Annotated in this window: 22 protein-coding genes, 1 tRNA gene, 1 pseudogene and 1 riboswitch; of the genes and pseudogenes, 12 read left to right on the top strand and 12 right to left on the bottom strand. The window is 64.7% G+C overall.

Annotated elements, in window-relative coordinates; translation table 11 throughout:
* Nucleotides 1-216: 216 nt before the first annotated feature.
* The 3 genes from LRS09_RS20555 to LRS09_RS20545 are packed head-to-tail and all read right to left on the bottom strand — an operon-like array spanning nt 217 to nt 3,000.
* Nucleotides 217-969, bottom strand: a complete 753-nt coding sequence (locus LRS09_RS20555) for a DUF899 domain-containing protein (RefSeq protein WP_257808749.1) — start codon at nt 967-969, stop codon at nt 217-219.
* On the bottom strand, nt 938-2,251 hold the full coding sequence (locus LRS09_RS20550; protein WP_257808748.1) for an MFS transporter: 1,314 nt from the start codon (nt 2,249-2,251) through the stop codon (nt 938-940). The genes LRS09_RS20555 and LRS09_RS20550 overlap by 32 nt, the downstream gene beginning before the upstream one ends.
* Before the next feature lie 44 nt (nt 2,252-2,295).
* Complete coding sequence (locus LRS09_RS20545) at nt 2,296-3,000, bottom strand: DUF899 domain-containing protein (protein WP_257808747.1); 705 nt, start codon at nt 2,998-3,000, stop codon at nt 2,296-2,298.
* A gap of 394 nt (nt 3,001-3,394) precedes the next feature.
* On the opposite strand from LRS09_RS20545, the gene LRS09_RS20540 reads away from it, so the two are divergent.
* On the top strand, nt 3,395-4,615 hold the full coding sequence (locus tag LRS09_RS20540) for a helix-turn-helix domain-containing protein (protein ID WP_257808746.1): 1,221 nt from the start codon (nt 3,395-3,397) through the stop codon (nt 4,613-4,615).
* Nucleotides 4,616-4,624: 9 nt separating this feature from the next.
* Complete coding sequence (locus LRS09_RS20535) at nt 4,625-5,281, top strand: DUF5074 domain-containing protein (protein ID WP_257810271.1); 657 nt, start codon at nt 4,625-4,627, stop codon at nt 5,279-5,281.
* A gap of 38 nt (nt 5,282-5,319) precedes the next feature.
* Here the strand turns inward: LRS09_RS20535 and LRS09_RS20530 are convergent, their stop codons facing one another.
* From LRS09_RS20530 to LRS09_RS20500, 7 genes are all read right to left on the bottom strand, one after another.
* Nucleotides 5,320-5,946 carry a transglutaminase-like domain-containing protein gene (locus LRS09_RS20530; RefSeq protein ID WP_257808745.1) on the bottom strand — a complete coding sequence of 209 codons (627 nt, stop codon included), beginning with the start codon at nt 5,944-5,946 and terminating at the stop codon, nt 5,320-5,322.
* 549 nt (nt 5,947-6,495) lie between these two features.
* A tRNA-Ser gene (locus LRS09_RS20525) sits at nt 6,496-6,586 on the bottom strand.
* An 81-nt stretch (nt 6,587-6,667) separates the two neighbouring features.
* Nucleotides 6,668-8,116, bottom strand: a complete 1,449-nt coding sequence (locus tag LRS09_RS20520) for an energy transducer TonB (protein ID WP_257808744.1) — start codon at nt 8,114-8,116, stop codon at nt 6,668-6,670.
* Nucleotides 8,113-8,892, bottom strand: a complete 780-nt coding sequence (locus LRS09_RS20515) for an ABC transporter ATP-binding protein (protein WP_257808742.1) — start codon at nt 8,890-8,892, stop codon at nt 8,113-8,115. Before LRS09_RS20515 ends, LRS09_RS20520 begins: the two co-directional genes overlap by 4 nt.
* Nucleotides 8,892-9,881 (bottom strand): iron ABC transporter permease, encoded by a 990-nt coding sequence (locus LRS09_RS20510; protein WP_257808741.1) that lies wholly within the window; start codon nt 9,879-9,881, stop codon nt 8,892-8,894. Before LRS09_RS20510 ends, LRS09_RS20515 begins: the two co-directional genes overlap by 1 nt.
* Nucleotides 9,878-10,690, bottom strand: a complete 813-nt coding sequence (locus tag LRS09_RS20505) for an ABC transporter substrate-binding protein (RefSeq protein WP_257808740.1) — start codon at nt 10,688-10,690, stop codon at nt 9,878-9,880. Before LRS09_RS20505 ends, LRS09_RS20510 begins: the two co-directional genes overlap by 4 nt.
* A 245-nt stretch (nt 10,691-10,935) precedes the next feature.
* Entirely contained in the window at nt 10,936-12,735 is a 1,800-nt protein-coding gene (locus LRS09_RS20500) for a TonB-dependent siderophore receptor (protein ID WP_257808738.1), read from the bottom strand.
* A 151-nt stretch (nt 12,736-12,886) separates the two neighbouring features.
* Nucleotides 12,887-13,089: riboswitch (cobalamin riboswitch) on the bottom strand.
* A 155-nt stretch (nt 13,090-13,244) separates the two neighbouring features.
* Between LRS09_RS20500 and LRS09_RS20495 the strand changes: the two genes are divergently transcribed.
* The 7 genes from LRS09_RS20495 to LRS09_RS20470 all read left to right on the top strand — a co-directional run bounded on the left by LRS09_RS20495 (nt 13,245) and on the right by LRS09_RS20470 (nt 19,954).
* A complete protein-coding gene (locus tag LRS09_RS20495) occupies nt 13,245-14,579 on the top strand; it encodes a porin (protein WP_257808737.1) in 1,335 nt (444 codons plus the stop codon).
* Between the two features lie 139 nt (nt 14,580-14,718).
* The gene (locus LRS09_RS20490) at nt 14,719-15,771 is read left to right on the top strand and encodes a serine hydrolase (RefSeq protein WP_257808736.1); all 1,053 of its coding nucleotides are present in this window, start codon (nt 14,719-14,721) and stop codon (nt 15,769-15,771) included.
* Between the two features lie 379 nt (nt 15,772-16,150).
* Nucleotides 16,151-16,522, top strand: a complete 372-nt coding sequence (locus LRS09_RS20485) for a porin (protein ID WP_257808735.1) — start codon at nt 16,151-16,153, stop codon at nt 16,520-16,522.
* Nucleotides 16,419-16,835, top strand: coding sequence for a porin (locus LRS09_RS30395; RefSeq protein WP_374684864.1), 417 nt, complete (start codon nt 16,419-16,421; stop codon nt 16,833-16,835). The genes LRS09_RS20485 and LRS09_RS30395 overlap by 104 nt, the downstream gene beginning before the upstream one ends.
* Entirely contained in the window at nt 16,753-17,298 is a 546-nt protein-coding gene (locus LRS09_RS20480) for a hypothetical protein (protein ID WP_374684863.1), read from the top strand. Before LRS09_RS30395 ends, LRS09_RS20480 begins: the two co-directional genes overlap by 83 nt.
* A 336-nt stretch (nt 17,299-17,634) precedes the next feature.
* On the top strand, nt 17,635-18,729 hold the full coding sequence (locus tag LRS09_RS20475; protein ID WP_257808733.1) for a porin: 1,095 nt from the start codon (nt 17,635-17,637) through the stop codon (nt 18,727-18,729).
* Nucleotides 18,730-18,844: 115 nt separating this feature from the next.
* Entirely contained in the window at nt 18,845-19,954 is a 1,110-nt protein-coding gene (locus tag LRS09_RS20470) for a pyridoxal phosphate-dependent aminotransferase (RefSeq protein ID WP_257808732.1), read from the top strand.
* Between the two features lie 16 nt (nt 19,955-19,970).
* Here the strand turns inward: LRS09_RS20470 and LRS09_RS20465 are convergent, their stop codons facing one another.
* Nucleotides 19,971-20,984 (bottom strand): NADP-dependent oxidoreductase, encoded by a 1,014-nt coding sequence (locus LRS09_RS20465; protein WP_257808731.1) that lies wholly within the window; start codon nt 20,982-20,984, stop codon nt 19,971-19,973.
* Nucleotides 20,985-21,203: 219 nt separating this feature from the next.
* Between LRS09_RS20465 and LRS09_RS20460 the strand changes: the two are divergent.
* Nucleotides 21,204-21,800, top strand: a pseudogene (locus LRS09_RS20460) (TetR/AcrR family transcriptional regulator); the annotation flags it as partial.
* Between the two features lie 101 nt (nt 21,801-21,901).
* Entirely contained in the window at nt 21,902-23,062 is a 1,161-nt protein-coding gene (locus tag LRS09_RS20455; RefSeq protein ID WP_257808730.1) for an isovaleryl-CoA dehydrogenase, read from the top strand.
* Nucleotides 23,063-23,094: 32 nt separating this feature from the next.
* Here the strand turns inward: LRS09_RS20455 and LRS09_RS20450 are convergent, their stop codons facing one another.
* Entirely contained in the window at nt 23,095-24,231 is a 1,137-nt protein-coding gene (locus tag LRS09_RS20450; protein ID WP_257808729.1) for a PcfJ domain-containing protein, read from the bottom strand.
* 307 nt (nt 24,232-24,538) lie between these two features.
* Here LRS09_RS20450 and LRS09_RS20445 point away from each other — a divergent pair, with 307 nt between their 5' ends.
* Nucleotides 24,539-26,146 carry a carboxyl transferase domain-containing protein gene (locus LRS09_RS20445; RefSeq protein WP_257808728.1) on the top strand — a complete coding sequence of 536 codons (1,608 nt, stop codon included), beginning with the start codon at nt 24,539-24,541 and terminating at the stop codon, nt 26,144-26,146.
* Nucleotides 26,147-26,158 lie beyond the last annotated feature (12 nt).

Here is a 26,158-nt window from a genome sequence, read left to right as displayed (position 1 = left end):
AAACTTCCGAATTGGTGGCAAACGGTCCGGCAGGTCTTGGGCGGTTACGCGGCGAAAGCTGCCTTCCAATCTGTCAATGAACTCGACGGTGACGCGCCGTCTCTTGGTTTCCGCCGGCGGCGTAGGCGCTCCTATGAGCGGGCATGACCAATAAGCACGATACGAAAATCCCTTTGCAAAGCCAAAGCTATCGAAGAGAGTCCGCTTGTTGCAGGCTCAATTCCGGTCGTTATCCGCTCGAAGACTGTCGTAATGCCCCGCCTCCAAACGGCGCCATTGGGAGATGGGACGGCCATCGCGTCGAAACGGATGGTTGGTTTCGCCCCAATGCTGTGGCCAGCCGGCGGGCGAGTCCTCAAAATCCTCCTGCCGCCCATAGACCGTCAGGTCGAGCAGACGGTAACTGTTGTCCATCGCCTCCACGCCGCGGCGGGTCGTCCAGTAGGTCTCGAAGACGTCCGATCCCCGCCTCAGATAGCAGACAAGATACATCATGCGCGGCCGGCGGCCGACAAGAAGCGTCTGGAGTGATGCCTCTGGCACAGAATACCATGGCATCTTCCAGCCCATGAAATCGCGGTATCTGACGCTTTCCTCATATGATCCCTGGCAGAACGTGGCGTAGGTAGCATCGCGCGAATGGATATGGGACAGCTCGCGCACCTGGGTTGTGAAGAAGGTGCAACCCTCGCATTGCTCAGACGCGGGCTGGCCATCGAACCACATGTAATAGTAGGCGATGAGCATTCGGCGTCCCTCGAATGCATCCAGCAATGTGACCGCTCCACTGTCGCCTATGAGGGACGTGTCGCCATCGACTTTCACCATCGGCAGCCGCCGGCGGGCGGCTGATATGGCGTCACCCTCCCTTGTGTGCGCCTTCTCGCGAAGGCGCAATGCGTCCAATTCTGTTTGGAATGTAGCGCGATCGACGAGTTCAGGGGCTGCATAATCTGTCTTGTGGGGCATGATCGTCTCCTCTTGTCTTTGAATGGAAGTGAAGGAGTGAGGCCATGGCGGTTCTCCACCTCCGGTCATCCGGCCGGATCCATGGCGAGAGAGGCGTCTGCGACAGCCCATCAGGAGCCCCTTGCGTTGCAATCAGCGTGACCGCCAGAACGGCACAGGTTAAAGTGACATAGAGCGGAGCGCTTGTTCCGACGACCTCCACGGCGATACCACCAGCGACCGCGCCCAAGGTGACGCCGAGCTGAATGACGGCGAGAAACAGGCCGCCCACGCCTTCGAGCTGGTCGGGCGCGGCACGTCCCATCCACGTTTGGGTCATCACCGGCCCGGCGCCTATGGCGATGCCCCAGGCAGCAGCAAAGACGAAGACCGCAACGTAAGCATTGCTGAGCGCCAACAGGCCCGCCGTGGCGATCGCCAGCATCAGGAAAGTGGCGGCAAAACCTTCGCGCAGCACGCGATCTGCAACCGCTCCGGCAACTGCGCTTCCCAGCAGACTGGCGAGACCGAGCACCAGCAGGACAGGGGCGATGGACGTCGCACTCAGTCCGCCATTGGTTTCGAGATAGGGTCGCATGAAGGTGAAGCCGCTTACCTCGCCTCCGAAGAACAGCAGCCCGACCGACAGTCCGACCCTTACAGGTCGCCGTTTCAACAAGCTGAACAGGCTCGAAAGGCTCGTTGCGCCTGTCGCCGGCACGCTCGGCAGACAGACGGCCTGCAAGAGCAATGCGAGCAGGCCGCAGGCAGCGGCAGCCATGAATGCCGTGCGCCAGCCGAAGGCTTCTCCGATCAGGGTGGCAAGCGCCGGAGCGGCGACAAGCCCCGCCGAGAGGCCCATGAAGACGATCGACATGCCTTTGCCCATGTCTTCCATAGTGACGAGCCGGACGACAGTGGCCCCGGCCAGAGCAAAGAAGCCGCCGATGGCGATGCCCAGGAGCATGCGGGCGGCCAGCAGCACGGAGTAATCGGAGGTGAGGGCAGCAGCGAGGTTCGAAGCAATCACCAGGGCGCAGAGGGTCAGATTGATCAGCTTGCGGTCCAGGCGCCCGATGATGAGCGCCACCGTCGGCGCCGCGATACCGGCACACAAGGCCGTGAGTGTCACCGCCTGGCCGGCAGCGCCTTCTGAAATACCGAGATCAGCGGCCATTGGTGTAAGCACTGCCATGGGCAGCAATTCGCTGCTGATCAATGCAAAGCTGCCAAAGGTCAGCGACACGACGGAGAGCCAGGTCGAGATCGGCCAAGAGGTTCGATTTGCGACGGCTGCGGACATGATATCCTCCTGTTCCTGGTGTCGCGGCGGGTCGCAGCGTGGGGCTATTCCGATTGCGGGTATTCGTCGTGCAGACGAACCCAGCTCATGGTTCCGTCGGTCTCGTTGCGGCCTCTGGGCGTGAGGTCGAGCCAGTTGAAGGCGCCCATCAGCAGTTCGGTGCCGCGATGGTAGGTCGAATAGGTGTGGAAGACGTCGTCCCCGTCTTTGACGAAGACGCTGATGCCGAACATGTCCGAAGACTTCCGGATCCTGGTCTTGTCGTAGTTGTAGAGCGCACGCCCGGCAGCACGATCTGCCTCGGTGAAGGACACGCCGAAGTCGTAGTTGAAGTCGCCGTCTCCGGACGAGACCCAGGGAAACGTCCAGCCCATCCGGGCTTTCACCTGCTCGATCCGCGCGATCGGCGCACGCGATATGGCTGCGAAGGCAAGATCGGCCTGCTCGAAATGCTGCCGCGCGGAGTCGACGTGATCCATCGTATAGGAACACCCCGGGCAGAGATGGTCCGAGCCCGGCGTGAGCATGAAATGATAGATGGCGAGCTGGCTGCGGTCGCCGAACAGGTCGAGCAAGGTGCACTTGCCGTCGGAACCGTCGAAGACGTAGCCCTTCTCGACCCTGACCCAGGGCATCTGCCGGCGTTCGGCGCGCAAGGCGTCGAGCGCATGGGTCATGTCGAGTTCCCTGGCCAGAAGCGCCTTGCGCGCGGTGAGCCAGTCTTCGCGTGAAACGATGGTTGGATGCATGGTCAGTCTCCTCGGTCTGGGGATGGTAGTTGCGTCGGTTCTCGCGAAAGGCGGGCGCGAGCTTCAGCCAGGGCGGCAGGTGGAAAAAGCTCATCAGCAGGTACATGAAGGCCATGCCGCCAATGGGCAGAGCGCCGGGTGCGGACACGCACAGCATGTTCTGCATGTCATTCGCCGAAACCCAGGCCATCAATGCGAAGGTCGGCGACGCCGCAAGTCCGAGCCAGCGCGCGTCATGGCGGGTCCGCCGGGTATCCGGAGAGCGCCTTTTTGCTACGATGGATGTCGTCATTTCTGAACGTCCAGTTGAGCTTCGCCGTTACGGCGTTGAACCTGGGAAAGATGTACGGGCGCACGGCAGGAAGGTGTGAGTAACAAGTGTGACGGGAAACACATGGACCCTCTGATTGCTGCCGCGGCGAGCGCGCTGGCTGCCGGCGATCCGCTTGCGGCGCTCAAGCGCGTCTCATTGCGCGACGACGCTCCGGCGCTTGCCTTGCGTGGCATCGCAATGGCGCAGCTCGGCGATCTCGTCCGCGCGAAGGAACTGCTGGGAAACGCAGCGCGCCTTTTCGGCGATAAGGAGCCTGCCGCCCGTGCCCGATGCAGCCTCGCCGAGGCCGAGATTGCGCTCGTGTCACGCGACCTTGGCCGGCCCGTGGAGAAGCTGGGCGGCGCCAGAGCGACATTGGAAGCGTTCGGAGACCTCGCGAACGCAGCGCATGCCCGCTATCTCGAAGCGCGGGCTCTGCTGCTGATCGGTCGCCTCGACGAGGCGGAGCGGGTTCTGGGCGGTCTTGATGCCGGTGCGTTGCCGGCGATATCGCGGGTGGGCTACGAGCTGGTGGTCGCGGGGATTGCGATACGCCGCATACGCGCCGGACCGGCCCGCGATGCGCTCGACCGCGCGAGACGCACGGCCGCCGGCGTCGGGAATGCGGCATTGAAGGCCGAGGCCGACCGGGCCGTGCGGGCGTTCGAAGCGCCCGCCGCGCGATTGGTCGCGCGCGATGGAGGACGGCTTCTTCGTCTCGACGAGATCGAGGCGCTGGTCGCATCGGAGGCGCTCGTCGTCGACGCGTGCCGCAATGCAGTGCGCGGCCAGACAGCCCGCATTTCTCTGGCCAATCGCCCGGTCCTGTTCGCGCTGATGCGTGTGCTCGGTGAGGTCTGGCCGGAAGATGCATCCCGAGAAGAGCTTCTCGCTCGCGTCTTTCGCGCCCGGGAGGCAGACGAATCGCATCGCGCGCGACTGCGGGTCGAGATTGGGCGCTTGCGCGACGCGATCAGGCCCCTGGCGAAGATACATGCCACCGAGCGGGGGTTCGTACTCGAACCACAGCAGGCCGACGTGGTCGCGGTGTTCGCACCGCCCGTTGAAGACGAGCATGGCGAGGTGCTGGCCCTTCTGGCCGATGGCGAGGCCTGGTCCAGTTCCGCGCTGGCGCTGGCGCTCGATGTCAGTCCGCGTACGGTGCAGCGGGCGCTCGACGGCCTTGCGGCAGATGGCAAGGCGGAATGGTTCGGCCAGGGACGCGCACGTCGCTGGATCGCGATGAGCGTTCCGGGTTTCCCGACGAGCTTGTTACTCCCCGCCATCGGCGTCGTGGGCTAGGATGTGGACATGAAACGCTCAGCCGCCGAGATCATTCGCGAATATGGTCCGTTTCCCGGAGTGGAACGCGTCCACGGGGTCAGCTTTGACGGCCGCAGGGTCTGGATGGCGACCGGTGACAGGCTGAGCGCTTTTGATCCCGACAGCGGGGAGATGCAGACCTCGCTCGATGTTGCTGCCGATGCAGGCACGGCGTTCGATGGCGAGCACCTGTTCCAGATCGCAGACGCGGTGATCCGGAGGATCGATCCGAAGACGGGCGAGGTGCTCGCCACGATTCCGGCGCCCGGCAATCGCGACGATTCAGGCCTTGCCTGGGCCGAAGGCACGCTCTGGGTCGGACAGCATCGCGGCCGCAGGATTTATCAGGTGGACCCCGAGACGGGAACGGTGCTGCGCACGATTGAAACCGATCGTTTCGTCACCGGCGTCACCTGGGTCGACGGCGAGCTCTGGCACGGCACATGGGAGAACAACGAAAGCGATGTTCGCCGTATCGATCCTTCGACCGGTGAAGTGCTGGAACGACTGGACATGCCACGGGGAATTGGAGTTTCGGGGCTTGAATCCGACGGACGCGACCGTTTTTTCTGCGGGGCTGTAGATAGCGCCAAAGTTCGCACGATACGCAGGCCGAGGCGATCGATCGCGCGTGGAGTCCTTTGAGGCTTGGAGAAGGGGTCTGAGTAGCGTTGTCACGCAGTTCAGGAACATCGCAACACGACGGCCACAGGCTCGCTGTATGGGAAGCTGATAACCTGCTCTGGTAAGGGCCAATCGGCTACAGCTTCCGGCTCGCCGTCCCTGTCGACATCGGCGCCCTTGAGCCGTAAGCGAGCTGGTCGAGTAGGGCCCACGCCTCTTGCGACCATTCGGCCGAAACGCAGGAAAGGTTCCTCTGATAGACCCCAATAATTCCACGGTTTCAGTTCCAGCCCGCGCAAAGCTGCGATTTCGCGAAACAGGCTTCCCGCCACGAACCACTCGCCACCAAGGTCGAGGCTCGACACGCCAAATTGCGAAGCGATCTCGGGCATCCCTTGGATCCGAAACCATGCCTCGCTTGCTGTCAGGAATCGCTCGCGCGGCACGTCCAAGGTGTCGAAGGAAATCCCGTGGACAGCTGCAAACTCCACATCGAGCCGTTTCCAGCGCTCGCCGTCATACCATTCGCAAAGCCAATGATCTTCCCAACGGCCAGGCACCAAATGGTCGGCAAACCCGACGCGGAGACGAGCCGGGATGCCGCGCTCACGAAATGTGCTGAACGCCAGTATAGCGAAATCCCGGCATACGCCGCCGACTTTGGGCTGTGCCCGTATCCCCTTCAAGCAAATTGCGTTTTACGAGTACAGACAGAATCTCCGCGACGGAACGAAGCTCCAGGTCGGCGGCCTGTTCGGGTGTGAAGCCTCGTTCTTTGGACTCGGCCCCGCGAGGATGCTGCATGAACGAGCAAATCCACTGGGCAACCGACTCAGGCTCGATGCCACCGCGCATCAACGTTTCGCGATACGACCTAGGCCCGGAGTAGATGCTGTGGGAAGTATAGTAGGATTTGCGCATGGCTGTCTCTTCCAGTGAAGGATTGAGACACGACAAGGAGGGCAAATTTTCAAAAGTTGTCAATCAGGCGCTTGTCTCGAAAATCCCGCTCAAAGCGGCAATTCTGTGCCCAAGTTCTGCGACAGCGATGACCACGGGCCTACGGCATCTGCGAGGTCCTGCACTGTCGCCCCTTGCCATAAATTTACGCGACTCGAGCCATTAGCAGCCAAAGCGCGCACCTCCCGCAGAAGGGAGTACGAGCTACGAGGACATTGACGGGCACGGGTGAGGTTAGAACCTCAACGAAATCAGTGTCCATTTCTGTTCCGAAATGGCGGAGAGGAAGGGATTCGAACCCTCGAGAAGCTTTTGACCTCTACTCCCTTAGCAGGGGAGCGCCTTCGACCACTCGGCCACCTCTCCGGTGGCTTCCCGATACTGAAAAGCCCGGGCACAATCAACAACGCATTCGCGAAATAGCGAAATCGCGAAGCGGCCGGAAGGCTACCGGCTGTAGCGCAGCGTCAGTGAGAAGCGCGCCGTGCCGCCGAAGCTCGCCGGAGGCTTCGGATAGGGCGCTGCGCGGCGCACGGTGGCGAGCGCCTCGCTGTCGAGCACAGGGTAGCCGGAACTCGCCGTGACCCGCGCAGAGGCGAGATTGCCTGAGCCGCCGATGCTGATCGACACTTTCACCGCTCCCTTCATACCGCCGCGCGCGGCGGCGTCCGGGTAGCGCTTGTAGCGCTGGACGTGACCGTTGACCTTGAGGCCGTAGGCTTCGCGGTCGCCGGACGACGCTGCGGCGGAGGCGACGGAGCCCGCCTGGCTTGCCGGGCGGGCCTTGTCCCTGGCCTTGGCCCCGCCGGTCGGCGCCGCCGTGCCGCGCTCGCGCCGTTCGGGCTTGTCCGCCCGCGCGGCCGGCTTCGTGTCTGTCTTGCGGGGCTGGTCCTGGGCTTTGGCCGATCTGGTCGGCTCGGCCTTCTTTTGCGTAGGCGCTGCCTTGGCCGGCGGCTTGCGATTTGTTTCGACTGGGGCAGACCTGGCAATCTTCGGTGCGTCGGCCTGCTTCGCCTGCGCCGGCGCGGGTGGCTCCGGCATAGCGGCCGCCGGGAAGAGCGGCTGTTCGGGGACGGCGATCGCCGGCAGCATCGATTCGAGCGAGGGGCGCGCGGCAAGCACGGGAACTGCCGCGCTCGCGTCGTTTGTTTCCCCGGCCTCCGGCGGCGCGTCCGGCGCCGGCTTGTCGACGACATCCCGACGTGTCGCGGCGGCCTCGCCGGGCGATCCGGCCGGCTGGGACGACGGCGACACATCCGGCGTGACCGCTGCGAGATCGGCTTCGGCATCCGATTCGAGAGCGACAGCCGCGCCCGGCACAGGCTGATCAATGTCCATCTCCGTCAGCGGCGGCAGAGGCTGAAACTGCGGCAGCGGAGCCGGAACGACAGGATCGGCGGACGGCGGTTCTTGCGTTTCCGCCACGGAGGCCTCGGCGAGATCGGCCTGCTTCTCGACATCCTCCGCGCCGGGTTCCGGCCGATCGGCGGGCGCAGCTGCATCCAGCATCTCGCTGGCATCGCCCGCGACGGAGGGCTCTTCCGATGGCTCAGGCGCCGGATCGGCCACGATCTCGACCGAGATGGCGTCCGTTTCGGCTTCGACACCCTCATGCCAGACGAGCATGCCGAGCCCGGCGACGGCGACCGCATGGAAGACCAGCGACACCGCCAGCGCGGCGGCGTTCCAACGGGTCCTGGCGAGCGGCGTCGCCACTTCTGCGCCGGGCGCGGCGATGTCGGACGAGGCTTCCCCGGCACTTTCACCATCGGGCGCAAGCCGCGGAAATTCGAACCGAAATCTATCCGCGCCGGAAGCCGTCTCGACCGGCAGCGCGACGGGCTCGGGCACCGTCCCGTCCGTCTTCGCCGGCAGGATCGACGGCCACTGGATCACGGCTGCCTCGCCTGCGACAGGGCGAGCGGCGCAAGCACCAGCTTGCCGCCTTCGTGCGCGACATGGGCGGTGACGCCATAGACGGACTGGAGCAGTTCGGCGTCGAGCACCGCTCCCGGCTCACCGTCCGCAGCGACCCTTCCTCCATCCAGCACGATGATCCGGTCGCACCAGCGCGCCGCGAGCGTCAGGTCGTGCAGCGAGACGAGCACGCAGCGCCCCTTCGCCGCCACCGCGCGGAAAGCCTGCATCATCGAGATCTGGTGCGCGGGATCGAGCCCGGATGCGGGCTCGTCGGCAATTAGGAACGGCGTGTCCTGCGCGACTGCGCGGGCGGCGAGCACCCTCGCCTGCTCCCCGCCGGACAGTTCGGTGGCCGGCCGCGCGGCGAGGCCGTCGACCTGCAGCAGGCGCATCGCGTCGGCGGCGATCGCCTCATCCTGTTCGGACGGCCGCTGTCCGTAAGCCCGCCACGGTATGCGCCCGAGCATCACCACCTGCTCCACCGCCAGCGACCAGCCGATGGAACGCTGCTGCGGCAGGAAGGCGATTTTTTGTGCGCGTTCGATCGAGCCCATCGCCGACAGGGAGCGGTCGTCCAGCCACACCTGCTGCGTTTCGATCAGCCCGGCGAGCGTGCGCATCAGGGTAGACTTGCCGGCGCCGTTGGGACCGAGCAGGCCGACCACCTGGCCCGGTTCGAGGTCGATCGAGACGCCGTCCAGGACCCGGCGGCCGGAGAGACTGATCGAAAGTTCGCGCGCCGAAAGCCGCATCACAACGTCTCCCGCCTTGTACGCGCGACGAGCCAGAGGAAGAACGGCGCGCCGATGAGCGCGGTGACCACGCCAACATTCAATTCGCGCGCGGGGATAGCAACCCGCACCGCAACATCGGCGGCGAGAAGCAGCGCGGCGCCGCCCAGTCCCGCCGGCAGGATCAGGCTGCCAGGCATGCGGTCGGTAAGCGGGCGGATCAGGTGCGGCATGACGAGGCCGACAAAGCCGATGGCGCCCGCCACGGCGGTGGCCGCCCCTACCATCAGCGCCACACCGGCAACGACGGACAGCCGCGCCCGGCGCATGTCGATGCCAAGGCTTGCCGCGCTCTCCTCACCCAGTGTCAGCGCATCGAGCGCGCGGCTGGAGGCGAACAGGAGCGCAGCACCAACTACCATCAGGGGCAGCGCGATAAAAACGTGGACCATCGAGCGATCCTTCAGCGAACCGAGCAGCCAGAAGATGATCTCGTAGCTGGCGAAAGGATTCGGCGAGAGGTTGAGAGCCAGCGAGGTGAGCGCGCCGGCAAGGCTGGACAGCGCGACGCCGGAGAGAATGAGCGTCAAAGTCGAACCGTGCCGGGCGGATATGCCGAGCAGGAGCAGCACCGAGGCGGCGGCCCCGACGAGTGCTCCGGCGGGCAAGGCCAGGATCGAAGCACCGGCAAGGCCGCTGTAGAACACCGTCACAGCGCCGAGCGACGCCGAGGCCGAGACGCCGATGATCCCGGGCTCGGCCAGCGGATTGCGCAGGAATCCCTGGAGGGCCGCGCCCGAAGCGCCGAGGCCGAAACCCACCATGAGACCGAGCAGGGCGCGCGGCAGCCTGATTTCGCGCAGGATGATCGATGCTGCCTCGTCGCCGCCTGCGACCAGCGCCCGGATGCTCTCCAGCGGGCCGTAGCTGGCAGGCCCGGTCAGCAGCGACAGCAGGAGAAAGACCACCGTCGTGGCGGCGAGCAGCCCGATGAGCGCGCGGCGGCTCATGGCGCGGACCCGCCTGGCGGGCAAGAGACGACACGCCGCCGCGCCTCGGCCAACGCCTTCACCGCCTCGATGACGAACGGCCCGCCGCAGGAAGCTGAACCGCGCGGCAGATGAATGCGCAGCGTGCCCTGCCCCAGGGCCCTGATCGCCGGATGCGAGGCGATCAGGTCGGCCAGCGCCGGCGTGTCGGCCAGCGGCTCGGGCAGCACGACGATGTCGGGCTTCTTCTCGACCAGCAGTTCAAGCGGAAACGGCGCCATGCCGGAATAACCAAGCTCGGCTGCGATGTTGCGCAGGCCCGCCGCCTGCATCGCCGAGTCGACCAGCGAGCCGGCACCCATGGCGATGCCGTTCTGGTCGTAGGCGATGGCGGTCGGCGGCGATCCGCACCGCCCGGCCTCGATGCGCGACAGCTCGCTTTCGAACGAAGACGCCATCTCTTCGGCGCGGGAGGTAGCACCAAGAATCGCCCCCATGCGCCGGATCTCGCCCGGGATCGTGTCCAGCGTCTGCGAATACTGGAATTCCTCGATCCGGTAGCCGAGGCGGCGCAGGAGCGGCGTGGTGTTGTGCAGCGAATAGGCGCCCGTGATGACCACGTCCGGTTTCGCTACCAGCACCTCCTCCGCCAGCCCGCGATTGTGCGGATAGGAAGTCGCGAGCGCGGAATGGAAGGAAAGGCCAGGGTCCGACGCGAGCTCCGACACCGAGACGAGCTGGCCGGGCGTGGCGAGCAGCATGGCCAACTGATCGGTGCAGACGTTGAGCGACATCACGCGGGAGGGCGGCGCGGCGACCGCGACGCTCACAAACCCAAGGCTCAGGCCGAATGCGAGGATAGGCGCTCTGTGGCGCCGTCCTCTGTCCTGCCGGACATCTCCCCCACGAGGGGGGAGATTGGCTGTCTCGGAAGGTTTCGCCGAACCCCAGCGGTGCAAGGTGGACGAAAGCGCGGAGCCTGGGAACCTCCCCCCTGCGGGGAGAGATGTCCGGCAGGACGGAGGGGAGCGTCGCAGGGCGCCGCCTTTCCCCTCTGCCGCCGGACGCTCATCCATCAGAACGTCGCCTTCACGCCCGTGAAGGCGGAGAAGCCCGGCGTGGCGTAGCCCCGGACCGTCTGGTAGTCGACGTCGAAGGCGTTCTCGACACGGACATAGACTTCGGTGGCATCCGTCGGCTTGTAGGCGAGCTTCGCGTTCAGCAGGAAATAGTCGTCCAGCTGGAAATCGCCGGAATCGACCGTATCGAGCGCGACCTTGCCGGAGGCGGAAAACGTCCACTTCTCCGCCGGCTGCACGACCGTCGACAGGCCGATCGCATGGCGCGGAATACGGATGTTGCGCGCGCCGGTTGCCGTGTGCGAGTCCGTGTAGGTGTAGGAGCCGGCGAGGCTGAGCCACTCGGTCGCCGTCCACGCAACCGACGTCTCGACGCCACGCGAGGTCGTCACGCCCGGGACCTGGTTGTAGCCGGGGCCCGAATAGGCGATCAGGTTGTCGATATCGATCTGGAAGAACGTGACGTCGGCGATCAGATTGTTCGCCAGCCTCTGCTCGACGCCGATGTCGTAGCTGATGCTCGTCTCGGGCTGCAGGAGCGGGTTGGCGCCGAACGGGCCGTACAGTTCGTTCAGGCTCGGCGCGCGGAAGCCCGTGCCGACCGAGGCGTGCAGTCGGGTGTTGGTCGGGAAGGCATAGGAGGCCGAGGCGCGATAGGTCCCGTAGCCGCCGAACGCGCTATGGTCGTCATAGCGGCCGCCGGCCGTCAGCGTCAGGCTGTCGACGGGCTGGAAAACCGCCTGTCCCCACACTCCGCCGATGGTGAAATCGGCAGACGCGCCGGGCACCTCAATCGACTGGCGCTCGTAGTCGGCGCCATACTGGAGCGTGATCCGCTCCGTCACGTCGAAAGCGCCCTGATAGTCCGCCTTCACGCGATCGCCGAGATATTCGCCGTCGAAGAACGTGCCGGTGATCGACCGGTCGATGTCGAAACCCTGCACGGAGAAGGTGTTGCGCGCGCGGCCGTCCATGAGATCGAGATTGAAACCCATGCGCCCCGCCAGCTGGCGGCTGTGGTTGGTCGCGGTCAGATTGTCGCCGATCGGGAAGGAATCGTCGAACTCGGCCGAGGCATTGATGTAGAGAAGCGAACCGAACACCGAGAAATTCTCGTTGAAGCGATGCTCGGCAGCAGCATCGACGGTCACGTTTTCATAGCCGTCACGTTCAGTGCCGTTCGCCGCTGACGAGATGCCGTCCGTGCGGAATCCGGTGATGTTTATCCCGGCGCGGGACATCTCCGTCGCGGCGCGCAGGCCGTAGCGGCCAAGCGCCGTGCCGTTGGAGCCGCCTTCGATGTGGAAGAGGTGCTGCACGCCGATCTTGTAGTCGGTCAACGTCGAAAGGCTGATCACGCCCGCGATCGCTTCCGAACCGTAGAGCGTGCTTTGCGATCCCTTGAGAACCTCGATCTCCTCGATCCCGCCGGTGAGCAGGTACTGGTAGGACGTCTGGACCTGCGGCGCGGTCGGGTCGCCGATATCTATGCCGTTGAACAAGGTCTTCACATACCGCTTGGGCTGGCCGCGCACGGCAAGGGACCCCTCGCCGCCGACGCTGCCCGGCTGGCTGATCGCGACGCCCGGAACGGTATCGAGATAGTCGATGACCGTCGGCTGCGACCTCTCCTCGATCTCCTTCTTCGTGACCTTCTCTACCTTGGAGCCGGTTTTAGTCTTGTCGCCCGGCGTGCGGTTCGGCGTCACCACAATCTCGCCGATGTCGATTTCCTGCGCTTCTGCCGGCGCCGTCCCCGCAAGAAGAATGGCAGCAAGCGCCGTCTGCGCCGCCAATGTAAGTGTCCTTGCCCCGTAAACCTTCATATCATCCCCCACCGGTCCCTGCCGGATCAGACTGCGTTTGCGCTGGTGGGGTGTTGCGATCCCGACCCAGCGATGACTTCTCGCCACCGCTGTTCGAAACAGCCCCGGAAGCTCCCCGCATCCGGAAGGTGACGTCGAAGGCAGGTCTCCTGGCTCACGGCTCGTCGGCGCATTCGCCTTCCCGGGCATTGCGCCCAGTGGCTTCGTGAATGCGCCTCACCGTTCACAGTTGCGGGGGCAGCTACGGCCTGGGGACGATCCCGTTCCGTATTCCCTTTTCATCCGCGCCCCGAGGACGCGGAAACCTTCGGCGGGAATCTCGTAACAAGCCGCCCGGGCGCGGTCAATTGCGCGGCACAGCGGCGAACCAGACAGAGCGGAGGGAGCGACGTGCTTCAGTTTGCCGATTCTCCAGCGATTCGAAACGGTTCGACCGATTGACTAGTCCCCTGAAAATGCGCGCAACTAGCCAATGCCGGGTGCAGAGCGACCGAAACCACGCCATCTGCACAATTCGCAGTCAGCCAACAGTCACATTTCCGCAACAGAGCCGCCGCAACTGGCCGGAAATGCGGCCAAACGGCGACGTTCCTGTTGAACTGGCAAAAGAAGTCCCGCACAAATTCGGCAAGGGACGCACAGCAGCCGACCGCTGGCGCTTTCGGGAACAGTTCGAAACGGAGAGCATAACAATGAATATTAGGGGCCTTCTTCTCGGCTCGGCGGCTGCCCTCGCAGCGGCGACCAGTGCGAATGCCGCGGACGCCGTCATGGCGCCCGAGCCGGAGCCGGTGGAATATGTTCGCGTCTGCGACGCCTATGGTTCGGGCTTCTTCTACATCCCCGGCACCGAAACCTGCCTGCAGATCTCGGGCTATGTGTGGTACCAGATCGGTGCGACAAGCGAGGGCGCTGGTGACACTCCGAACTATTGGGCTTTTGCCCGTGACGGATGGAACAAGAGCGTGCGCGCTCGTGTGAACTTCGACGCGCGGTCTGAGACCGAGTGGGGTACTCTCCGCTCCTATATTCGGTTCCAGGCTGACTGGAACGGCGTCGGCGACGGCAAAGTCGCAGCTGATCAGGCTTTCATCGAATTGGGTGGCCTTCGGATGGGTTACACCGAATCGGCTTGGGCCGAGACAGTCAATGGTATTTCGAGCTTCGGTTCGCACACTTGGGGTGGCCTCTATTACGGTTACCAGCAGCGTGCTCTGATTCAGTATAACTTCTCCTCCAATGGCTTCTTCGGCACGATTTCGCTGGAAGACGATACGTTGGACGGCGAAGGGTATGTGCCTGATGTCGTGGCGTTGATTGGATACGGTGCCGACTGGGGCGCCGTGTGGGCGCGTGCGGCATACGATGAGAGCTTTGATGGCACCCCGGATGGCTTTGGCGGTGTAAACGATGGTGGCTTCGCGGCTTCGATCGGCACCCAGATCAACGTGCCGAACATGCCAGGTTCGTCCTTCCGACTGATCGGCTACTATGCTGATGGTGACCATCAGTATGGTGCTGGCAGCAGTTGGACTGCCTATTCCACCATGGGCAACTCCGAATGGTCTGTGCTGGCGTCTTACTATCACCAGTTCACCGAGACCTTCGGGGCATCGGTCGGCGTGCAGTATTTCAACGATTTCTACCTCGCCGGAACTGATATTTCGTCGGGCGTCGATGGCTGGTCTGCTGACCTCGGCTTGGTGTGGGTGCCGGTCACGAACTTCGAGGTTCGGACCGAACTCAATTATGACGATAATGATCTTGAGGACGGCACGCTTTCCGGCATCCTCCGCTTCACCCGCTTCTTCTGATCGACAGATCAGATCAGCGTGATATCCAGAAGACCCGGCGGGCAACCGCCGGGTTTTTCTTTTCCGGCTGAACCAACCCGATCGGGATTGCCGGACCGCGCTCGCGACGCAATAGTGTCTGCGCACTGAGATCCTCCCGATGACAGCCATTCCCTTTACTCGCCAGAACATCACGCTCTCGAACTGGCGCGAGGCGCCGTATCATCGATGGAGCTTTGCCAACGTCAGCGAATTCGTTCCAACCGCGACGATTACCAGCGGGATTGAGAGCAATGCGGGCAGCCCGGGCGCATCACGCCTGGAGACCATGACGCTGACGCGGCCGGATGGAACACAGGTACCGGCCGCCGAGCACCTCGCCCTGGCACATGGCGACTGCTTTGTCGCAATGCGCAACGGCAACGTCGTTGCCGAATGGAACGCGCCCCACGGATCGACAGTCCGACCGCACCTCATATTTTCCATCTCGAAATCCGTGACGGGCATGCTGGCAGGGATCGCCGTCGGCGACGGCAAGCTCGATCCGTCGGCGCCGGTGTCGAACTATGTGCAGGTTCCAGCGGGCTCGGCTTACGAAACGGCCACCGTGCGGCACCTCTTCGACATGACCGTCAGCCTGGGTTTCGTCGAAGACTATCTGGACCTCGAAGGCGACTTCGATCGCTACCGCCGTTCGATGCTGTGGAACCCGGAGAGGTCCGGAACGAAGCCGGAAAGCATGGAAGCCGTGCTGATCGGGCTGCCCAAAGCCGACGGACCGCACGGGAAAGTCTTCGCCTATGCCTCCCCCAACACGGACATGCTCGGCATCGTGATCGAGCGCGCCACCGGAATCCGATTGCACGAGTACAATGCGCGACCGGCTTTGGACGCCGATGGGCGCTCGTGGGCCTGCTTATGTCACCGTCGATCGCATTGGTGCGGCCCGTGCCGCAGGAGGAATGTGCGTGACGGCACGCGACCTGGCGCGTTTTGGCCAGCTCGTGCTCGATGGAGGCCGTCACGACGGACAGCAGGTCATTCCAGGCGATTGGATCGACGATATGCGCAGGAACGGAGACCGGCAGGCCTGGATCGACGGAAATTTTTCCGCCTCCTTCCCGGACGGACGCTACAGGTCGTGCTGGGTACCAGCTCGGCACGCCGCATGACCACTTCGCGGGAGAAGGTATCCACGGGCAGCGCCTTTTGATCGACCCCGTCTCCAGGGTGGTGATCGTCAAGTTCTCGACCGTGCCGCTGCCGAGCGACGAGGCCGCGACGGTGCTGGATTTTGCCATGCTGTCACAAATAGCGGCGCGTTTGTGATTGAAGGCGGCACAAAATATCTTGATAATTTTTATCATGTATATTCTATAGGCGAGCGATCGTCGGCGTTTCAGGTGTTGCAGGAATGCACTTCTGAGGCGTGACATCCTCGCCAGCTGAAACTAGCGCTTTCGCGCCATCATATAGCTGTGTAATGTTATTACATTACGCACCATTCGGACCATGTGTCCGCAGCGTGCGTATGCCGGGGCCCCGACAGATCCACGTCAGCCCGGCGCAATGCAACATAACCGGGGTCAACCATGAAGTCCTTGAAACTCCTCTCCATCGCCGGCGCGCTGTCGGTGTCGCCCGGCGTCGTATTCGCGGCGGACGCGGTGCTGGCGCCTGAACCCGAGCCGGTCGAATATGTCCGTGTGTGCGATGCCTATGGCGCCGGCTTCTTCTACATCCCCGGCACCGAGACCTGCCTGCAGATCTCCGGCTATGTCTGGTACCCAGATCGGCGCGGCAAGCGATGGCGAGACGCCCAACTACAATGGCTTCGAGCCGGACGGCTGGAACAAGGGCGTGCGCGCGCGGGTGAATTTCGACGCCCGCTCGGAGACGGAATGGGGCACCTTGCGCTCCTACATCCGCTTCCAGGCCGACTGGAACGGCGTCGGCGATGGTGAGGTCACGGCCCACCAGGCATGGCTGAGCCTCGGCGGCTTCCGCGCCGGCTATTCCGAATCGGCCTGGTCCGACACGGTCGTCGGCGAGGTGGGGACGTTCGGATCGCATTCCGACAACGCAATGTCCTTCGGCGACCAGCGCCGCGCGATCATGCAGATACAATTTCGAGCGCAACGGCTTCTTCGGCGTGCTGTCGCTGGAAGACGACGCGCTAGCCGGAGAGGGTTACGTGCCCGACGCTGTCGCGGTCCTCGGCTATGCAGCCGGATGGGGCGGAGTCTGGGGTCGCGTCGGCTACACCGAGAGTTTTGACGGTTCGTCCTACGTCCTAGGTGGTGTTCCCGGCACCAACAGCGGCGGCTTCGCTGGTTCGCTCGGCCTTCAGGTCAACGTCCCGAACATGGAAGGCTCGTCGTTCCGACTGATCGGCTACTACGCGGACGGCGACCACACCTACGGCACGCTGCACGGCCCTGCCGCCACTGCCTTCGAAACGATTTATGGTGGCAACGGAAACTCCGAATGGTCGATCCTGGCGTCCTACGGGCATCAGTTCACCGAGACGTTCGGGGCCTCGGTCGGCTATCAGTATTTCAGCGATTTCTACTGGGGCGGTACCGACGTGAAGACCGGCCTGGACGGCCACTCGGCCGAACTGTCGCTGGTCTGGGTGCCGGTGACGAACTTCGAGGTCCGCTCCGAGGTCCAGCACGACAAGATCGAGACGCTGGACGGAACCGTGTCCGGCTACCTGCGGTTCACCCGCTTCTTCTAAGCACAGCGTCCATCAATTCCAGCCCGGCCTTTGGCCGGGCTTTCGGCGTTGCGAAGACGCAAGGAGAAGTGTGTGTCCTGTGTGCCTCACCTCTCATTTCATTGCACAGTTCATACGACAGTCACAAAACCAAGAACGAAGCCCTCTATTCGTTCCTCGAACGGGAATCCAGAAGGGCCGGAGCCGTTCATCCGCCTGCAGCAGTTCTGCTGTCGTTTCATCCTGCCGAATTCCCCCAAGCGGGTGACTCCAGATTTGCGGATCGGCTCGTCAGAAGGGTAAAATATGCGAATTCTCAGCTACACCTCAGCCGCAGCCATGTTGGCGGCCTCAGCCATGTCGGCGTATGCCGCCGACGCCGTGATGGCTCCCGAGCCTGAACCCATTGAATACGTCCGTATCTGCGACGTCTATGGCGCCGGCTTCTTCTACATTCCAGGTACCCAAACCTGCCTGCGCATTTCCGGTTATGTCCGCTACCAGATCGGCACCTCCAGCGATGGCGAGACGCCGAACTATAACGGCTTCGCCGTGGACGCATGGGACAAGACGGTACGTGCCCGTCTCAACTTTGATGCTCGCTCCGAGACCGAATGGGGCACACTGCGTTCCTACATCCGCTTCCAGGCGTCGTGGAACGGCGTCAACGACGGGCCAGTCCGCGCCGATCAGGCCTGGCTCAGCCTCGGAGGCTTCCGTGCTGGCTACTCCGAATCGGCCTGGGCCGACACAGTCGTCGGCGACGTCGCGACTACCGGCTCGCACTCGGACAACTCCATGTCCTATGGCGACCAGCAGCGCGCGATCATGCAGTACAATTTCGAGCGCAATGGCTTCTTCGGCGTGCTGTCGCTCGAGGACGACGCGCTGGCCGGTGAGGGCTACATGCCCGACGTCGTCGGCGTGCTCGGCTATGCAGCCGGCTGGGGTGGCGTCTGGGGGCGTGTTGGCTACGCTGAGAGCTTTGACGGTTCGTCCTACGTCCTCGGTGGTGTTCCCGGCACCAACAGCGGCGGCTTCGCGGGTTCGCTCGGCCTGCAGGTCAACGTGCCGAACATGGAAGGCTCGTCCTTCCGCCTGATCGGCTACTATGCCGACGGCGATCACACCTACGGCACGCTGCACGGCCCTGCCGCCACTGCCTTCGAAACGATCAATGGTGGTAACGGCAATTCCGAATGGTCGATCCTGGCCTCCTACGGGCATCAGTTCACCGACACGTTCGGCGCCTCGGTCGGCTATCAGCATTTCAGCGACTTCTACATTGGCGGCACGGACGTGAAGACCGGCCTGGACGGTCATTCGGCCGAACTGTCGCTGGTCTGGGTGCCCGTGACCGACTTCGAGGTCCGCTCGGAAATCCAGCATGACAAGATCGAGACGCTTAGCGGCACCGTTTCGGGCTACCTGCGCTTCCAGCGCTCGTTCTGAGCCGCACAGACGATCCTTTGGAGAGGCCCGGCCGTGTGCCGGGCCTTTTCTGCTCAGGGCGATTGTTGCCAACCTCCTATTTCTCTAAGGAAGTGCAAACAACAGAGCCTCCCGCATGAGCCGCCCCCGCCTCACCTCCCTTGCCCAGTCGCTGCCGGCCACGGTTCCCTTCGTCGGACCGGAAACACAGGAGCGGCAGCGCGGACGGCCGTTCCGCGCCCGGATCGGCGCCAACGAAAACGGCTTCGGCGCGTCGCCGCGCGTCGCGGCCGCGATCGCAGCGGCAGCACCTGAGATGTGGAAATACTGCGACCCCGAGAACCACGAGTTGCGGCAGCTGGTGGCCTCCCATCATGGCGTCGCGCCCGAAAACATCATGATCGGCGAAGGCATCGACGGCCTGCTCGGCCTCATCGTGCGCCTCTTCGTCGAACCGGGGCAGCCGGTCGTCACCTCGCTCGGCGCTTATCCCACCTTCAATTATCACGTCGCGGGTTTCGGCGGCCGGCTCGTTGCCGCGCCCTATCGCGATGACCGCGAGGACATCGAGGCGCTGCTCGATGCCGTGGAGCGCGAGGCAGCACCGCTCGTCTATCTCGCCAATCCGGACAATCCGATGGGCACATGGTGGGAGGGCGGCGAGATCCAGCGTTTCATAGAGGCGCTGCCGGACACGACGCTGCTCGTGCTCGACGAGGCCTATACGGAGATGGCACCCGCTTCCTCACGCCCTCCCCTCGACATCGCCCGGCCGAACGTGCTGCGCATGCGCACCTTCTCCAAGGCCTACGGGCTTGCCGGCATGCGCTGCGGCTATGCGATCGGCGAGGCCGAGACGATCCGCGCATTTGACAAGGTGCGCAACCATTTCGGCATGAGCCGGATGACGCAGGTCGCGGCCGCCGCGGCGGTCGAGGACCAAGCATGGCTCGCGGAGGTGCTGGAACGCATCGCCGACGGCCGACGGCGCATCGAGGGCATCACATCGGACAACGGCCTCGCCGCGCTGCCTTCCGCGACGAACTTCGTCACGATCGATTGCGGCGGCGACGGCGCCTTCGCCCTGAAGGTCATGCAATCGCTGATCGACCGCGACGTGTTCGTGCGCAAGCCGATGGCCCCTAGGCTCGACCGCTGCATCCGGGTCAGCACCGGTCCGGAAGAAGAGCTCGCCATCTTCGCCGAGGAACTGCCGGGCGCTCTGGCCACCGCGCGCGGCAACTGACTGAAGTGCGCACCGCCTACGACGCGACGCGCACCACCAGCTTGCCGAAGTTCTTGCCCTCCAGCAGGCCCATGAAGGCCTGCGGCGCGTTCTCAAGGCCGTCGACGATGTCTTCACGGTAGCGCACGGAGCCATCCGCGATCCAGCCCGCCATGTCGCGATAGAAATCCTTCCGCTGGTCGACGAACTCGCGCTGGATGAAGCCGCGGATGTTGAGGCTGCGGCTCAGCACCTCGCGCATCATCGTCGGCAGGCGGTCCGTTCCCGCATGCTCGGTGGCGTTATACTGAGCGATCAGCCCGCAGACCGGAATGCGCGCAAACTCGTTCAGCAGCGGGAAGACGGCATCCCAGACATGGCCGCCGACATTCTCGAAATAGACGTCGATCCCGTCCGGGGAGGCGGCCTTCAGCTCGGCGGCGAAGTCCGGTGACCGATGGTCCACCACGGCGTCGAAGCGAAGTTCGTTGCGCACGAAGGCGCATTTCTCCGGTCCGCCCGCGATGCCGACGGCGCGCGCGCCCTTGATGCGCGCGATCTGCCCGACGACCGAGCCGACCGCGCCGCTCGCCGCCGCCACCACGACCGTCTCGCCCGGCTTCGGCTTGCCGATGGTGAGCAGGCCGGAATAGGCGGTGAAGCCCGGCATGCCCAGCACGCCGAGCGCGGTGGTCAACGGTGCGGCGGAGGCATCGAGCTTCCGCAGCCCCGCGCCATCGGAGATCGCAAAGCTCTGCCAGCCCGAATGGGACAGCACGACGTCGCCCACGGCGAATTTCGGATTTCGCGACGCCACCACCTCGGCAACCGTGCCGCCTTCCATCACCGCGTCGATGTCCACCGGCTTGGCGTAGGATTTGGCGTCGTTCATACGGCCGCGCATGTAGGGGTCGAGCGAGAGATAGAGAATCTTCAGCAGCACCTCGCCCTCCGCCGGTTGCGGCGCATCGACCGTCTCGATGCGGAAATCGGTCGGCTTCGGACGGCCCTGCGGCCTGGCGGCGAGAACGATCCTTGTATTCGTGGGCATCGCTTATCCTCCATCAAACGGTCCGGCCCGGCCTCGACACAGCGGGGACGGATGCCGTCCTCAGATGCCCGACCCGGCTTCGAAACGCCAGCCTTCCGTTTCCGCTTCACATATATGCAGGCGGAGCGGTCGTTCCGCGGGCCACCGTCGTCACACCGGCCGAGTCATCTTGAATTAAATGAACGATCGTTTTATTACTGCATTTGTTGGGAGGAGCTCATGGCGCGCACGACGGGATCCGACGGCGAACGCACCGAGGCGGCGATCCGCGAGGCGGCGCTGAAGCTGATCGCGCGACACGGCTACGACGCGGTGTCGATGCGCCAGCTCGGCGAGGAGGTCGGCGTGCAGGCCGCCGCGCTCTACCGTTACTTCCCCACCAAGGAAGACCTGCTCTTCACGCTGATGCGCGAGCATATGGAAGGCCTGATCGCGTCCTGGGAGGCGGCCCGGCCGCTGGCGCGCGATCCGCGAGGCGGCCTGTCGGCCTTCGTGCGCAACCATATCGCCTTCCACGTCGCGCGGCGGCATTCGACGCATGTCTCGAACCTCGAGCTCAGGAGCCTGTCGCCGGCTCGGCTGACTGAAATCCTGCGGCTGCGAAACTCCTATGAGAAGGAGCTGCGCCGGATCCTGCGCGAGGGAGCCGAGAGCGGCGCCTTCGCCATCGATGACGTCGGGCTCACCGCCATGGCGATCATCCAGATGATCACCGGCGTCATCGTCTGGTTCCGCCCCGACGAGCGCCTGTCGGTCGAGGAAGTGGCGGAGACCTACCACACGATGACGATGCGGCTGGTGGGCGCGGCGTCGGCGACGGGAATTTTGGGAGACACCCCTACCCCTTACCCCTCCCCCTTCCGGCTGCGGGGAAGGGCAAGGCGCGGGGATAGATTGGCACCGTCAGGAGGAGCGACATGTATACCAATACGCTCAATTTCGGCCTCGGCGAGGAGATCGACGCGCTGCGCGACCTGGTGCGCCGCTTTGCGCAGGAGCGCATCGCGCCGCTAGCCGCCGGCATCGACCGCTCAAACGAGTTCCCGCAACAGCTCTGGAAAGAGTTCGGCGATCTCGGCCTGCTCGGCATCACCGCCGAGCCCGATTTCGGCGGCACGGGGCTTGGCTACCTCGCGCAGGTAATCGCCGTAGAGGAAATTTCGCGTGCTTCGGCCTCGGTCGGCCTGTCCTATGGCGCGCATTCGAACCTCTGCGTCAACCAGATCACCCGCTGGGGCACGGTTGAGCAGAAGCAGCGCTTCCTGCCAGCGCTCTGTTCCGGCGAGCATGTCGGCGCACTCGCCATGTCGGAGAGCGGATCGGGGTCCGATGTCGTGTCGATGCGGCTGCGGGCCGAGAAAAGGAACGACCGCTACGTGCTCAACGGTTCCAAGATGTGGATCACCAACGGGCCTGATGCGCACACCCTGGTGGTCTATGCCAAGACCGATCCCGAGCGCGCCTCGCGCGGCATCACCGCCTTCATCCTCGACACCGCCACGAAAGGGTTTTCGGTCGCGCAGAAGCTCGACAAGCTCGGCATGCGCGGCTCGAACACCGGCGAGCTGGTCTTCGATGACGTCGAGGTGCCGTTCGAGAACGTGCTGCATGAGGAAGGCCGTGGCGTCGAGGTGCTGATGAGCGGGCTCGACTACGAGCGCGTCGTGCTCGCCGCCGGCCCGGTCGGCATCATGGCCGCCTGCATGGACGTCGCTGTGCCCTATGTGCACGAGCGCAAGCAGTTCGGCCAGCCGATCGGCGAATTCCAGCTCGTCCAGGGCAAGCTGGCCGACATGTATGCGACGATGAACGCGGCCAGAGCCTATGTCTACGCCGTGGCCCAGGCCTGCGACCGCGGCGAGACCACGCGAAAGGACTCCGCCGGCTGCGTGCTCTACGCCGCCGAAAAGGCAACACTCATGGCGCTGGACGCCATCCAGCTCCTCGGCGGCAACGGCTACGTCAACGACTACCCCACCGGCCGCCTGCTGCGCGATGCCAAGCTCTACGAGATCGGCGCCGGAACCAGCGAGATCAGGCGCTGGCTGATCGGCCGCGAGATCATGGCTGAGGGATGACCCGCGCGGCATTCGCGCCGCGCGAGGCCTTTTCACAGTGACACGCCCCTGGCCTGCGCCCAGCGGTCGAGCACCTTGGTCTCGTCCGCCGAGGCCAGCCGGTTGCCGAAGCCGCGGATCTGCACGGCACGGTCATCGCGGTCGAGCTCGACGGTGAGCAGCCGCGAGGCGTCCTTGCCTGCCTTCCTCCGCAGCGACCAGATCGAGGCCTGACCGGCGATGCACTTGCCCGCATAGGTCCACACGCAGTGGTGCATCGCGCGGCTTTCGGCAACGAGGTCCTCCGCGCTGGTCAACTGAACCATCACGAACTCCTCGCGCCGCGCCCTCGCCTCCTTGCCCGGCGGCTGCCAGCTCCAGTTCTGCAGCCTGGAGCCGGCCCAGCGCGTCTCGCTTGCCGCCTGCGGCCCGGCCAGCCGCCTGCGCATTGCCTCGATCCGCGCCACCGCCGCCATGTCACGATGCCACTCTGCCGACAGGCGCCGGAGCGAGGCGAGCGTGCGCCCCTTCAGACTGAAGCGACGGTCGCGCTCACGCGCGGCGACGATATAGTCGCAGAGATCGTCGATCTCCTCGCGGCTCGTCGGGTGGGCGCAGAAAAAGCACGCCGCCTCGCGCCAGAAGCCGAGCTCGGCCCGCGGCGTCGCGGCGATCCGCGACCGCGCGATCCGCAGCGCCAGCATCGGATCTTCCGATATGCCCTGGGCGATGGCGAGCCAGAACGCCTCTTCGAAGCGCAGGTCTCCCCGCGCGCGCAGGAAGGCGTGCACCTCCTTGCGGCTGAGCCACTCGGAAGCGCCGGCCTTGTAGAGCGAGTCGCCGCGGGCCGCCGCCACATACCAGCGCCTGCGCAGCATCGCCTCGGCCGGGTCGAGCCCTCCCGGCTCGATCCAGATCCGCTCGAGATGGGCGGGCACGGCATAGCGCGCGAAGAGATGGCGCGCCGCGGCCAGCCTGAGCCGGCCGGGGTCGCGCGTCTTCAGCTTCGGCCGCCACTCGTGCGAAGGCCGCACGATGTCGTTCACGAAGCCGCGCTTGACCTCGTCGATCGCGTTCTCGAAATCGGGCGCGGGCCGAGGTGCCGCAAAGACGCGCCGGAGCGTCGCCTCATAGGCCTCGATGCGCTGGCGCTCGGCGTCGCGCCGCTGTTTCAATTGGGAACGTGCCATGGCCGTTTATCCTCACTGGAGTCCTGTCTGCCGGACGCAATGCGAGCGCCGGCGCGATGTGCGTGGCTCTCGGTTGGCCGGTCATGACGGTCTCCTCGGACGAACAGCCTCTTCCCCAGCGGAAGCGGCGGGAACGGGCTGCTAGGGGTGGATCGGGGCGGGATTGTGGCGGGCGCTCCTCTGCTAAGGGAGCAACATCGAGCAGACTTGGAAGGGTGGCTCCCTCCGCGATGGGCCTGCGACCCCTACCCCGTTTCCTTCGCCGCTGCTAAACCCGTGCCAAGGCCATAGAAGCCAGAGGGAGCACATGCCCGTCATCCAGTCCCAGATTTCCCCCACTTCCGATGCCTTCCGGGCCAATGCCGAGAAGATGCGCGGGCTCGTCGCCGATATCCGGGCCAAGGCTGCGATCGTCGAACAGGGCGGGCCGGAGGAGCAGCGGGAGCGGCATGTGTCGCGCGGCAAGCTGCTCCCGCGCGACCGCCTGGCCCAGTTGCTCGACACAGGCGCGCCCTTTCTCGAAATCGGCCAGTTCGCGGCGTGGGACATGTATGGCGGCGACATCGCGTCCGCAGGCATGATTGCCGGCATCGGCCGGATCGAAGGCCGCGAATGCATGATCGTCGTCAACGACGCCACCGTGAAGGGCGGCACCTACTATCCGATGACGGTGAAGAAGCATCTGCGCGCGCAGGAGATCGCGCGGGAGAACAACCTGCCCTGCATCTATCTCGTCGATTCCGGCGGCGCGAACCTGCCCAACCAGGACGAGGTCTTCCCCGACCGCGAGCACTTTGGGCGCATCTTCTTCAACCAGGCGAACCTCTCGGCCGCCGGCATTCCGCAGATCGCCTGCGTCATGGGCTCCTGCACCGCCGGCGGCGCCTATGTGCCGGCGATGTCGGACGAGACGATCATGGTACGCAACCAGGCGACCATCTTCCTCGGCGGCCCGCCGCTGGTGAAGGCGGCGACCGGCGAGGAGGTCTCGGCCGAGGACCTCGGCGGCACCGAGGTCCACACCCGTCAGTCGGGTGTCGCCGATCACTATGCGATGAACGACGCGCATGCGCTCGCCATCACCCGCAAGATCATGCGCAACCTCAACCGGACGAAGCGCCTGCAGCTTGCGACCGAGCCGCCGCGCCCGCCGCTGTTCGACCCGGGCGAAATCCACGGCATCGTGCCGCAGGACACGCGCCAGCCCTACGACGTGCGCGAGGTCATTGCGCGCGTGGTCGACGGCTCGGAGCTCGACGAGTTCAAGGCGAACTACGGCACGACGCTGGTCACCGGCTTCGCCCGCATCCACGGCCTGCCGGTCGGCATCATCGCCAACAATGGCGTGCTGTTCTCGGAAAGTGCGCTCAAGGGCGCGCATTTCATCGAGCTGTGCACGCAGCGGAAGATTCCGCTGGTCTTCCTACAGAACATCACCGGCTTCATGGTGGGGCGCAAATACGAGGCCGGCGGCATCGCCAAGGACGGCGCCAAGCTGGTCACCGCCGTCGCCACCGCGAAAGTGCCCAAGGTCACGGTCATCATCGGCGGTTCGTTCGGCGCCGGCAACTATGGCATGTGCGGGCGGGCCTATTCGCCCCGCTTTCTGTGGATGTGGCCCAATGCGCGCATTTCGGTGATGGGCGGCGAGCAGGCGGCCACGGTGCTGGCGCTGGTCAAGCGCGAGGGCATCGAGCGCAAGGGCGGGTCATGGAGCACCCAGGAGGAAGCCGCCTTCCGCGCGCCGGTCCTGGAGAAATACGAGAAGGAAGGCCACCCGCTCTATTCCTCCGCCCGGCTGTGGGACGACGGCATCATTGACCCGGCCCACACCCGCGAGGTCCTGGCGCTGAGCCTCAGCGCCGCGCTCAACGCGGAGGTGGAGGAGACGAGGGTCGGCGTGTTCAGGATGTAGCGCCCTCATCTC

The organism is Mesorhizobium sp. J428 (assembly GCF_024699925.1).
Lineage (GTDB): Bacteria > Pseudomonadota > Alphaproteobacteria > Rhizobiales > Rhizobiaceae > Mesorhizobium_A.
This window is presented reverse-complemented; position numbering and strand designations above follow the sequence as displayed.

Excerpts from the sequence above, each read along its gene's own strand:
- LRS09_RS20510 (WP_257808741.1), bottom strand. The coding sequence starts at position 9,881 with ATGAGCCGCCGCGCGCTCATCGGGCTGCTCGCCGCCACGACGGTGGTC.
- LRS09_RS20475 (WP_257808733.1), top strand. The coding sequence starts at position 17,635 with ATGTCGGCGTATGCCGCCGACGCCGTGATGGCTCCCGAGCCTGAACCC.
- LRS09_RS20450 (WP_257808729.1), bottom strand. The coding sequence starts at position 24,231 with ATGGCACGTTCCCAATTGAAACAGCGGCGCGACGCCGAGCGCCAGCGC.
- LRS09_RS20535 (WP_257810271.1), top strand. The coding sequence starts at position 4,625 with ATGAAACGCTCAGCCGCCGAGATCATTCGCGAATATGGTCCGTTTCCC.
- LRS09_RS20485 (WP_257808735.1), top strand. The coding sequence starts at position 16,151 with ATGAAGTCCTTGAAACTCCTCTCCATCGCCGGCGCGCTGTCGGTGTCG.
- LRS09_RS20550 (WP_257808748.1), bottom strand. The coding sequence starts at position 2,251 with ATGTCCGCAGCCGTCGCAAATCGAACCTCTTGGCCGATCTCGACCTGG.
- LRS09_RS20490 (WP_257808736.1), top strand. The coding sequence starts at position 14,719 with ATGACAGCCATTCCCTTTACTCGCCAGAACATCACGCTCTCGAACTGG.
- LRS09_RS20445 (WP_257808728.1), top strand. The coding sequence starts at position 24,539 with ATGCCCGTCATCCAGTCCCAGATTTCCCCCACTTCCGATGCCTTCCGG.
- LRS09_RS20455 (WP_257808730.1), top strand. The coding sequence starts at position 21,902 with ATGTATACCAATACGCTCAATTTCGGCCTCGGCGAGGAGATCGACGCG.
- LRS09_RS20540 (WP_257808746.1), top strand. The coding sequence starts at position 3,395 with ATGGACCCTCTGATTGCTGCCGCGGCGAGCGCGCTGGCTGCCGGCGAT.
- LRS09_RS20555 (WP_257808749.1), bottom strand. The coding sequence starts at position 969 with ATGCCCCACAAGACAGATTATGCAGCCCCTGAACTCGTCGATCGCGCT.
- LRS09_RS20465 (WP_257808731.1), bottom strand. The coding sequence starts at position 20,984 with ATGCCCACGAATACAAGGATCGTTCTCGCCGCCAGGCCGCAGGGCCGT.
- LRS09_RS20545 (WP_257808747.1), bottom strand. The coding sequence starts at position 3,000 with ATGCATCCAACCATCGTTTCACGCGAAGACTGGCTCACCGCGCGCAAG.
- LRS09_RS20470 (WP_257808732.1), top strand. The coding sequence starts at position 18,845 with ATGAGCCGCCCCCGCCTCACCTCCCTTGCCCAGTCGCTGCCGGCCACG.
- LRS09_RS20515 (WP_257808742.1), bottom strand. The coding sequence starts at position 8,892 with ATGCGGCTTTCGGCGCGCGAACTTTCGATCAGTCTCTCCGGCCGCCGG.